At 50.2% G+C, this 10,617-nt stretch carries 8 protein-coding genes and 1 rRNA gene; all 9 read left to right on the top strand.

Annotated features, from left to right (window positions below):
- Nucleotides 1-217 precede the first annotated feature (217 nt).
- A complete protein-coding gene (locus tag K7397_RS20760; RefSeq protein WP_223070488.1) occupies nucleotides 218-601 on the top strand; it encodes an ATPase in 384 nt (127 codons plus the stop codon).
- A gap of 407 nt (nucleotides 602-1,008) precedes the next feature.
- Nucleotides 1,009-1,296, top strand: coding sequence for an Asp-tRNA(Asn)/Glu-tRNA(Gln) amidotransferase subunit GatC (gatC, locus tag K7397_RS20755; protein ID WP_223070487.1), 288 nt, complete (start codon nucleotides 1,009-1,011; stop codon nucleotides 1,294-1,296).
- A 30-nt stretch (nucleotides 1,297-1,326) separates the two neighbouring features.
- A complete protein-coding gene (gatA, locus tag K7397_RS20750; protein ID WP_223070486.1) occupies nucleotides 1,327-2,778 on the top strand; it encodes an Asp-tRNA(Asn)/Glu-tRNA(Gln) amidotransferase subunit GatA in 1,452 nt (483 codons plus the stop codon).
- A gap of 85 nt (nucleotides 2,779-2,863) precedes the next feature.
- Nucleotides 2,864-4,303: an Asp-tRNA(Asn)/Glu-tRNA(Gln) amidotransferase subunit GatB gene (gatB, locus tag K7397_RS20745; protein WP_223070485.1), complete on the top strand. Its 1,440-nt coding sequence runs from the start codon at nucleotides 2,864-2,866 to the stop codon at nucleotides 4,301-4,303.
- A 226-nt stretch (nucleotides 4,304-4,529) separates the two neighbouring features.
- The gene (locus K7397_RS20740) at nucleotides 4,530-6,383 is read left to right on the top strand and encodes a DUF4097 family beta strand repeat-containing protein (protein ID WP_223070484.1); all 1,854 of its coding nucleotides are present in this window, start codon (nucleotides 4,530-4,532) and stop codon (nucleotides 6,381-6,383) included.
- A 109-nt stretch (nucleotides 6,384-6,492) separates the two neighbouring features.
- Nucleotides 6,493-6,921, top strand: a complete 429-nt coding sequence (locus K7397_RS20735; protein WP_273545664.1) for a Fur family transcriptional regulator — start codon at nucleotides 6,493-6,495, stop codon at nucleotides 6,919-6,921.
- Between the two features lie 100 nt (nucleotides 6,922-7,021).
- On the top strand, nucleotides 7,022-8,734 hold the full coding sequence (locus K7397_RS20730) for a glycosyl hydrolase family 18 protein (RefSeq protein ID WP_223070482.1): 1,713 nt from the start codon (nucleotides 7,022-7,024) through the stop codon (nucleotides 8,732-8,734).
- 217 nt (nucleotides 8,735-8,951) lie between these two features.
- Nucleotides 8,952-9,815: a nucleotidyltransferase-like protein gene (locus K7397_RS20725; RefSeq protein WP_223070481.1), complete on the top strand. Its 864-nt coding sequence runs from the start codon at nucleotides 8,952-8,954 to the stop codon at nucleotides 9,813-9,815.
- Nucleotides 9,816-10,269: 454 nt separating this feature from the next.
- Nucleotides 10,270-10,617: ribosomal RNA gene (locus tag K7397_RS20720) — 16S ribosomal RNA — on the top strand; the annotation flags it as partial.

Raw genomic sequence — 10,617 nt, 5'->3', positions numbered from 1 at the left:
CGATGAGATGCCCTCATCTTGAAGGCTGTTCAAAACAGAAATGGACTGCGAACGTTTAGTCATTCAAGAATCCCACCCGTCACACCGTAAGGTGTAGGGCTTGCGACTTTAGTCGTGGGAGTCTCAAAAATGATAGGCGTCCTTCCTTGACCCGGGTTAGTGATTTTTAGTAGGATATAAATTAATCAATAACAAGTCATAATCAGGGAGGTAGACGATGCTTCGTTTGGGAGAGAAAATTGTAATCGTCGATGATGCTTTTGAGCAGAATCTTCCTGTTGGGGAATACGGCTACATTATTGCTTATGACCGTAACCCGGATAACGCTTTTGATTATGTCGTCCGTTGCCCTATGGCGGGCCGGAATTATTTTGTTCCAGCGAGCGATATACAATCCGAGGATCAGTTGATTAAGCAAGAGGCGGAGCGGGTAGAGCGTGAAGCGCTGCTGGATTTTGCTCTGGCCACACATAATGAGAAGCTGTTCTATCAAATTATGAATGGTGATGCCGATCATCCGGAAGCACAAGGGGAACCAACACAGGAAGCAATGTCCCAGGCCGAATTTATCAAGCAGGTGAATCTGCGAGCCTGGATTTAGGAGGAGGCCGGTCTTATTCCGGCCTTTTTGTGTTTTTGGTAAGGAGAGCGGAGCGGCCCGCCTTTAGAGTCATGTTCTAACCATATAGCAAGTTTCATAAGAACAGGACTTGGGCAGCGGGTGGAACCCCATACCCATTCCCTCCCCCACGCACAAACGTATGGGTTTCAGGATAAAGAACCTGAGGCTTGCCTCAGGTTTTTCATAAGTATTACGCCAAGGAATTTATTAGAAATACGATTATAAGTACAATCAGGAGCGTCTTCCGGGCGCTCTTTTATATTGCTTCGCGTTAACGGATTGAATTGTGATATTTTCTGCAATATAATTTTAAACAGTCTTATGGTCATGATAGAATGGATTTATTACACCCTGACCAGGGAAATCATGAAAGGGGAACGGCCCACATGTCAATTCAGGCAAAAGATGTCGAACACGTGGCCAAGCTGGCCCGTTTGAATTTGAGCGAAGAAGAGAAAGAGATGTTCACGGAGCAGCTGAACGCTATTTTACAATATGTCGAAAAATTGAACGAACTGGATACGGAAAATGTCGAACCGACAACGCATGTGCTTCATTTAAGCAATGTCATGCGGGAGGATGTCGTCCAGGAAAGTCTGCCTGAGGAGAAGGTATTCCGCAATGCCCCGGAAGAGGAAGACGGGCAATTTAAGGTGCCTGCCATCTTGGAATAACAGTACAGTTTGCAGAAGGAGGAAACGGAATTGACGCTTTTTGATTTGCGTTTACAGGAGTTGCATAACAGGCTTCACGATAAGGAGGTGTCTGTTGCCGATTTGGTGGGGGAGGCGTTCGCCAAAATCGCGGAGCGTGAAGAGCGTGTGAAGGCTTATTTGACGCTGGATGAAGAGGGCGCAAGGGCGAAGGCTGCGGAACTGGACGCCAAACTGGCCGCCGGAGAGGCGAGAGGACTGCTGTTCGGCCTGCCTGCGGGAATCAAGGACAACATGGTGACCGAAGGATTGCGGACGACCTGCGCCAGCCAGTTTTTGAAAAATTACGATCCGATCTATGACGCAACCGTGGTGTCGAAGCTGAAAGCGGCTGATGCCGTGACGATCGGCAAGCTGAACATGGATGAATTTGCAATGGGCGGTTCCAACGAGAACTCCAGCTTCTATGCGACCCGCAATCCTTGGGATTTGACCCGGGTTCCGGGCGGAAGCAGCGGCGGATCGGCGGCGGCAGTCGCTGCAGGCGAAGCCTATTTTGCCCTTGGCTCCGACACGGGCGGCTCCATCCGTCAGCCGGCTTCTTATTGCGGCGTCGTCGGGCTCAAGCCTACGTACGGCCTTGTGTCCCGTTATGGCCTTGTAGCCTTTGCGTCCTCGCTGGACCAAATCGGCCCGATTACCAAAAATGTCGAAGATTCGGCTTATGTGCTGCAGGCCATCGCCGGCCACGATCCTAAAGACTCCACTTCGGCAAACGTAAGCATACCTGACTATTTGAGCGCTTTGACCGGCGATGTCAAAGGTCTTCGGATCGGGGTTCCGAAGCAATATTTGGAAGGTCTGGATTCACAGCTTAAGGAGGCTGTCCTGGAATCGCTGAAAGTGTTCGAAAGCCTCGGCGCCGTATGGGAGGAAATCTCCCTGCCGCATACCGAATATGCCGTGGCCGCTTATTATTTGCTGGCTTCGTCCGAAGCCTCGTCCAATCTGTCGAGATTTGACGGCGTAAGATACGGCGTTCGCGCAGACAGCAGCAACCTGCTTGAGCTGTATCACGAGTCGCGCAGCCAGGGCTTCGGACCCGAAGTGAAGCGCCGGATCATGCTTGGCACGTACGCGCTCAGCTCCGGTTATTATGACGCGTATTATTTGAAAGCGCAAAAGGTGCGCACCCTGATCAAACAGGATTTCGACCGCGCCTTTGAGAAATATGACGTGATTATCGGCCCGACAGCGCCGACAGCGGCATTCCCGCTCGGCTCCCAGGTAGACGATCCGCTGACGATGTACCTGAACGATATTTTGACAATTCCGGTCAGTCTGGCGGGCGTTCCTGCGATCAGCGTGCCGTGCGGTATGGCGGACGGTCTTCCGGTAGGACTGCAGATTATCGGCAAAGCTTTTGACGAAAGCACCGTACTCCGCGCTGCCCATGCCTTTGAAGTTCATACGGAGTACCATAAGCGGCGTCCGTCGCTTTAATAGCTCCATAGGATTCCATAAGGGTTCAGACGTGCGTGAGGGACGGCCTGAACCATCTCAAAGCCTATCTTTCAGGAGGATTATTATGTCAACATCCAAATATGAAACGGTGATCGGGCTGGAGGTGCATGTGGAGCTGCATACGAAATCCAAAATTTTCTGCGGCTGCTCCACTGAATTCGGCGCTCCCCCGAACACCCATACCTGTCCGGTATGTCTGGGGCATCCCGGGGTTCTGCCCGTGCTGAACCGCCAGGCGGTTGATTATGCGATGAAAGCGGCGATGGCGCTCAACTGCGAAATCGGCGATGTCAGCAAATTCGACCGTAAAAATTATTTTTACCCCGATTCACCGAAAGCCTATCAAATTTCGCAGTATGATCAGCCGATCGGCCTAAACGGCTATATCGACATTGAAGTGGACGGCGTGACCAAGCGGATCGGCATCACCAGACTGCATTTGGAAGAAGACGCGGGCAAGCTGACGCATGTGGACGGCGGCTACGCTTCGCTGGTCGACTTTAACCGTGTCGGCACCCCGCTGGTGGAAATTGTGTCCGAACCGGACATTTCTTCGCCGGAGGAAGCAAGAGCCTATCTGGAAAAGCTGCGCGCGATCATGCAGTACTGCGACGTTTCCGATGTGAAAATGGAAGAAGGCTCGCTGCGCTGCGACGCCAACATCAGCCTCCGGCCGCACGGACAGAAAGAGTTCGGCACGAAGGCGGAGCTGAAGAACATGAACTCGTTCCGCGGCGTACAGCGCGGCCTGGAGTACGAGCAGCTTCGCCAGGCCGAGATTTTGGACGAGGGCGGGCAAGTGGTGCAGGAGACCCGCCGCTGGGACGATGCGCAAGGCAAGACCTTTTCGATGCGCAGCAAGGAAGAGGCGCATGATTACCGCTACTTCCCGGATCCGGATTTGGTTACGCTGCACATCGATCAGGCTTGGAAGGACCGGATTCGCGCTTCCATTCCGGAGCTGCCCGACGCCCGCAAGGCCCGCTACACTTCCGAACTCGGGCTGCCTGACTATGATGCAAGCGTCATTACGGCTTCCAAAGCGCTGGCGGATCTGCTCGAGAGCAGTCTTGAACATACCTCGAACGCCAAAGCGGTTTCGAACTGGATCATGGGGGATTTGCTCGGGTATCTGAACAGCAATAACCTTGAATTGTCCCAGGTGAAGCTTACCGGGGAAGGGCTTGGAGAGATGATCGGCTTGCTCGACAAAGGTACGATCAGCTCCAAGATTGCCAAGACGGTCTTTAAGGAAATGCTGCAGAGCGGCAAGCTGCCGCAGCAAATCGTAGAAGAGCAGGGTCTGGTCCAAATTAGCGATGAGGGAGCCATTTTGGCAATTGTGAACGAAGTGATCGCCGATAATCCGGCATCCGTCGAGGACTACAAAGCCGGTAAAGACAAAGCCATCGGCTTCCTGGTCGGACAAGTGATGAAACGCAGTAAAGGCAAAGCCAATCCCGGCATTGTCAATAAACTGCTTGTCGAAGCACTCAAGGGATAACCGCGAACGACTGCGGGACCTCGCGGGTTCTATTTTCCGTTACACCATGAATTTAAGCCTCTTTCGAATCCTGCTGCAGGATCGAAGGAGGCTTCCTGCATATTTTGGTATAGGAAAGGATCAGGAAAGTCCGGCCGTGCCAGCCAATCCCAAGTTACGCCGAGCCCGGAAATCGGGTATGATGAACATATAAACGAAAGGCCAGGGGTAGAGGAGTTGATAGACAATGGCAGCAGACCGCACTCCCTCCGATGGCGCGAATCACCGTGTGAATGGAGAAATAAGCGTCAGGAAGTCCGGAGGATATCGGCCGAGAAGACGTAAACTCAAGGTGATATCAGTCCTGTTAACCGCCTTATTTCCGGGACTCGGACATCTTTATTTGAAATTGTTCGGTAAAGGTATTGCCCTAATCTATTTTATTTTGATTGACGGGGCAGCGCTGATCTATTTCTCGTCCGTACGCATGCAGATCAACGTTCCGCTATTGATTTTACTAGCGCTGCTGATTCCCGTCGTCTATTTTTACAGCGTCTACGACGTATTGCAATCGACAGATTCGATGAATGCCCGCAGACTTGGAGGAAGGGCCCGTGCCCAAAGTGTGGGCAAGCGTGATATATGGAGAGGAATTGGACTTGGAGCCATGCTGGTGGGCGGAGGGATTGTTCTTGTTGTTCTCCGCCAGCAGCCGCCGTGGCTTGGGGCATGGATTCAGCAGTATGGCGCATATACGATTGCAGCTTCATTCATAGCGGCAGGTCTGTTTATGTTCGTGGGAGAACTCAGACGGAAGCATAAGCGTACCGGGAGATTCACAGCAGCGCTGTTTACGCTGATTGTCGGCGCAGTGCTCGTACTGGACCATATCATGAACGGGGACTATATGCTTCTTTTCCTGAAATGGTGGCCTGTGCTGCTTATTATGCTGGGACTCGAATATATGATTCTGCTGCTGCTGAGAAGAGGGCGTACGGTTCCGGGCCGGAGCTTGCGCCTCGATACTAAGGGAATGGTGCTTGCCGTGCTGGCGGCGGCTTCGATTTTTGCAATCACGGAGCAGGATCACTATTTGCATCTTTGGAAAAGAGTCAGCCTCGATTTGACAGCAGCCGGAATGGATTTCAGCGAGGAACAAGGATACTCCGTCATCAAGCGTCCGCTTCTTATTCCGGTAAAATCGGGGAGCACCAAGCTGTCCGTTGACGGAATCAATGGCAATATTACGATTGCCAAAGGCCCGGTCTTTGAAGTCCAGGTCCAGTCCAAGGTGTACGTGGACGAAGTGGCCAGTGATGAAGCCGAGAAGATTGCGGAAGGAACAAACATCGCGGTTTCGGACGGAGAGACCATCGGCATTTCGGTTAAGGATACCAGCTATGGAAGCTCGGGAAGAAGGCATCCGCGTATGAATCTGTATATTACCATTCCGTTTAACCGGAATTTTATCCTTGATGTGACGACAGCGAACGGCGATGTCCTGGTGAAAAATATAGCTTCCGAAAAAATATCGCTGAAGACGGGGAACGGAAAGGTTGTGCTGAAGGATATTTTCGGCGATATTTCCGCCAAGACGCTCAACGGTGACATGCACGTTGCCAACATTCGCGGCAATGTTGATGCGGATACAAAGGGAGGCAGCATGGTTGCTTCAACGATCGGCGGGAACACCAAGCTGTCTACGCTTGTCGGCGATATCAGCGTCGAGGGTGCTACCGGAAATATTGCAGTGAATACGAAAAACGGAGATATTGCAGTATATGAAGCGCTCAAAAAACTGTCGGCAGAATCGCTGAATGGCCAGATTGTAGTCAAATCGAATATCGTTGGCGGCGATTGGAATGTGTACAGCGCCGTAGGGGAGCTCAATATCACGCTTCCGCAGTTTGCCGATTATAAACTGGAAGGCTCCAGTGGTTATGGCGGAATCGAAACGAACTTGCCTTTTCCGGTCGAGAATAAGACCCTCAAGGGAGAGTGGGGTACAGGGGAGCATCAGATCAAGCTCGACGGAAACAGCAACGTGATTATCAACAAATCGAGCGCCCATCCCATGGATCCCGAGCCTGCAAAAGAATGAGATTCCAGATCCCTCTTATCAAAGCCGTTTTATTGACAAACGTTTTACGGTAAACGTACAATAAAATTGAAGATACTTTTGTAAAAAAAATCTAAAGGCGGTGGACATGATGTCGACGAAGGTGCAGCATGCCTTGGATCAACTGAAAATCAACGGAGTCCGCATCACGCCGCAGCGACATGCAATTCTCGCTTATCTGATGGAGTCGATGGAACATCCCACGGCTGACGAAATATATCGCGCGCTTGCGCCAAAGTTTCCTAACCTGAGTGTTGCGACTGTTTATAACAATCTCAAAGTCTTTATTGAAGCAAAAATGGTACGCGAGCTGACGTATGGTGACAGTTCAAGCCGTTTTGATGCGGATGTATCGGACCATTATCATGTGGTTTGCCAGCAATGCGGCAAGATTAAGGACTTTATTCATCCTTCTCTCAAGGATATCGAGCATGCCGCAGAACGGGCCACCGGCTTCAAAGTATTCGGACATCGGCTGGAACTGTACGGCATTTGCGAGGAATGCCTGAATGAATCATAAGCTCCAGGCTTGAAGAAGGACGTGCGGAATTCCCCTCTTTGGAGTTCTTCACGTCTTTTCTTTTTTGAACCGGAAATAATCGGAGGTTTAAAAGACAGAAATGACCCGTACAAATAGAAGGAGAAGACGGAACAAGCGTCCGCTCCGCAAGTTTGCTTTGCTGCTGATTTTCGCGTTGTCCGCTTTTATTGCGTATCGTATTTTTATGCCGAATGGTTCACATATCGATCCGGTCTGGAAAAACCTAAGCAAACCGATATTTTTCGGGAGTGAAGCCGCTGCCTATTCCGCGACAGGAAGCGGTTCCACGCTGAGTTTACCCTTGCCGGTCGTTCAGAAGGAGCTTGATGAGACCGCTCGTTATGAATCCGATTCAGGTTCCGTTATTTTTACAACACCCGATAAGCTGGTTCACGTCAAGGTCGGCCAGACTGCAGGGCAGATGAATCGTCGGAAGCTTCAGCTGACGGTGGCCCCTTCTAAGAAAGAAGGGATTGTTTACGTACCTGCTGACCTGCTGGAACAGATCTATGGCGTACATATTGCAGAAGATAGGGCTTCCGGAGCGGTTAGGGTATTCCTGCCGGGCGAAAGTATTCAGAATGCCGCCGTCAAACCGGACAAGAAGGGGAGCACCACACCCCTCAGACAAAGTGATTCCATCCATGCGCCCATTCTGGCGGACGTACCGCCGGGTGCCCATTTACGGATTTTAAATACCGCAGGCAATTGGTATTATGCCCAAACGGACAGCGGTTATGCCGGATTCATACGCGCGAAGTCGGTTAAGACGGCGGACAAAACTATGATTCCAAAGCGGGAAATCAAAGCCATACCAGCCGTTCAGGCATGGGAAGGCAAGCGGATTAATTTAACCTGGGAGGCGGTTTATCGGAGACCGGCCGACCCTTCGGTTATTGACAACCTTCCGGGTGCCAATGTCGTAAGCCCTACATGGTTCCAGCTCGCAAATGCCGACGGGAATGTGAAGAGCAAAGCGGATGCTGCTTATGTGAAACGGGCCCACAGCTTGGGAATACAGGTATGGGGCCTTTACACCAACAGTTTTAACGCGGATTTGACGGCCAAAGCCTTTGCGGGTTTGGAGAGCCGGCTTCAGTCGATCAACGAGCTGCTGGAGTACGCGAAGCAATACCAATTGGACGGCATCAATATCGATTTTGAAAATGTGCATACGAAAGACGGCCTGAGTATCACCCAATTTATGAGAGAGCTAAGGCCGCTGGCCAGAGAGCAGGGTCTGATTGTTTCGATCGATGTGACGCCCAAATCGAATAGCGAAATGTGGTCTAAATTTCTGGACCGCAGATCTTTAAGTGAAATCGTCGATTTTATGTTTGTCATGGCTTATGACGAGCATTGGGCGGCGAGCCCGGTTGCCGGTTCCGTGGCTTCTCTGCCCTGGACTGAAGCTGTCGTTAACAAAATTCTGGCTGAAGATCACGTTCCTCCGTCCAAGCTCATTTTGGGCGTCCCGCTCTATACCCGGGTGTGGAGCGAAGAAACTGTAAAAGGTGAAACTAAAGTCACCTCCAAAGCTATTGGAATGAGCACGGCGCAGCGCATCATTGAACAATTTTCCCTAAAACCGGTGCTTTCTGCAGATACGAGGCAGAATTATGTGGAATATAAAGAAGCCGGCGTCGTCAAAAAAATATGGCTGGAGGATACAGAGTCGCTGCAGCAGCGCGTGGAACTCGTCAAACGTCTGCGGCTCGGCGGCATTGCTTCCTGGAACCGAAGCTTTGCCTCAAATGAAGCGTGGAATGTGCTGAGTCAGGTCAATGAATAGCAATCATTTTTTCTAAATTACAAGTGCTCCCTTACCGGGTAAAAGCAAATGATTTTTGCTAACCGGGGAGGGGGCTTTTTTTGCTTTAGTTTTATAAAGAAGAATATAAGAAGCAGAAAGAAATGGTTGCAGAAGGAAGCAGGAAACTAACATCAATTGTAGAATTTTAAAGTAAGTGCGAAAGTGGGAAGTCACGCCGTATTGTATGGAGGGAACTGTGAAATCATTGTTTGTAAATGATGAGGAGATGGACCGGTGCGCTTTTGGAGCGATCGGATACCGCCAAACTGCAGATGGCTTTCACGAAACATTGATGCATGACTTTGAGTTTTTAATTCTGGTGGTTTGCAGACAAACAGACGAAAGCCCGAGAGTAGAGCATTTCGAAAACGGGCTGGTTCGTTATCAGATTATATATATTACCAGCAGCGACTTGCGGCGTTGGATTGTTTTGGGCGAAAACAGCGACATACTGAAATGTTTTTTAGAAGGAGATATTATTTGGGATCAGCGGGAGGAACTGAAGCAATTGAGAGGGCAAATTGTTGATTTCGAACAATCGGTTCGGGCTAAGAGAAAATTCAAAGAGTTCGCGAAGTTTCTGAAGCATTATCTTGAGGCGAAGCGGCTGCACCAAAGCCGGCTTTTTTTGGACGGTTATACGGCCGTCATTCGCGCGCTTCAGCATTTGGGGCATCTGGAGGTTCTTGACAGGGGAATGCGTTCGGAGGATGGCATATGGGAACAGCTCCATTCTCTTAATACACCGGCTTATAAGTTATATGAAGAAATGAGCAGCAGCGCGGAAACGTTGGAACAACGGCTGGAATTGGCTCTGCTGGCATTCGAGTTCTCGGCTACGTCCATGATGTCTGATTGCTGTCTGCCGCTGCTTCACATACTGCGGAGCCGTAAAGAACCCTGGAGTCTGCAGGAACTGATGCATAAGGGAGAGCTTCATGAGTTGAAGGAAGAGCTGCCGCTGGTGCTTAGAATGCTTGTTTATCGCTCCCTTGTGAAACAAACCACAGCAAGCAAACTAAAAGAAGCTTCCGGACAGGGGATTCTATACTGGGCTTAAACGGTGTTTTATCGGTAAGTCGGAAAAAAAATTTAAAATAACAGTTGACTCAGCGATAACGCTTGTGTTAAATTAAATCTCGCCGCTAAAAAGGCACGGGCTTTTTGAACAAGTTTAAGAGATTAAATCAATAACTTTTGAAAAAAAAGTGCTTGACTGTTTAGAAGGCGATGTGATATATTATAAAAGTCGCCGCTGAGATGCGGTGATGCACGAAAGACAGTTTGATCTTTGAAAACTGAACAACGAGTGAGAGGATTTTACGGATGTAAAATCCGGATTTAAGAGAATTTAGGATGGCTTGAATGTTCATTTGAGTTTCATCCAATCTCGTCAGATTCAAAATGAGCTAATCGCTCTTTATTAGATGGAATACCACTCCCCTTGGGTGAGCGGATCCTTCCATCTTTGGATGAAAAATCCTTCGCTATATTCACGAATGATTTATTCATCCTTATTGGAGAGTTTGATCCTGGCTCAGGACGAACGCTGGCGGCGTGCCTAATACATGCAAGTCGAGCGGACTTGATGGAGAGCTTGCTCTCCTGAAAGTTAGCGGCGGACGGGTGAGTAACACGTAGGCAACCTGCCCGTAAGACTGGGATAACTACCGGAAACGGTAGCTAATACCGGATACGCAAGTTCCTCGCATGAGGGGCTTGGGAAAGACGGAGTAATCTGTCACTTACGGATGGGCCTGCGGCGCATTAGCTAGTAGGTAGGGTAACGGCCTACCTAGGCGACGATGCGTAGCCGACCTGAGAGGGTGAACGGCCACACTGGGACTGAGACACGGCCCAGA

Origin of the sequence: Paenibacillus caui, assembly GCF_019904135.1 — a bacterium.
GTDB lineage: Bacteria > Bacillota > Bacilli > Paenibacillales > Paenibacillaceae > Fontibacillus > Fontibacillus caui.
This window is presented reverse-complemented; position numbering and strand designations above follow the sequence as displayed.

Bases quoted from the DNA above. Each gene is read 5' to 3' on its own strand.
- K7397_RS20730 (WP_223070482.1), top strand. From the start codon at position 7,022: ATGACCCGTACAAATAGAAGGAGAAGACGGAACAAGCGTCCGCTCCGC.
- K7397_RS20735 (WP_273545664.1), top strand. From the start codon at position 6,493: ATGTCGACGAAGGTGCAGCATGCCTTGGATCAACTGAAAATCAACGGA.
- gatC (WP_223070487.1), top strand. From the start codon at position 1,009: ATGTCAATTCAGGCAAAAGATGTCGAACACGTGGCCAAGCTGGCCCGT.
- gatB (WP_223070485.1), top strand. From the start codon at position 2,864: ATGTCAACATCCAAATATGAAACGGTGATCGGGCTGGAGGTGCATGTG.
- K7397_RS20740 (WP_223070484.1), top strand. From the start codon at position 4,530: ATGGCAGCAGACCGCACTCCCTCCGATGGCGCGAATCACCGTGTGAAT.
- K7397_RS20760 (WP_223070488.1), top strand. From the start codon at position 218: ATGCTTCGTTTGGGAGAGAAAATTGTAATCGTCGATGATGCTTTTGAG.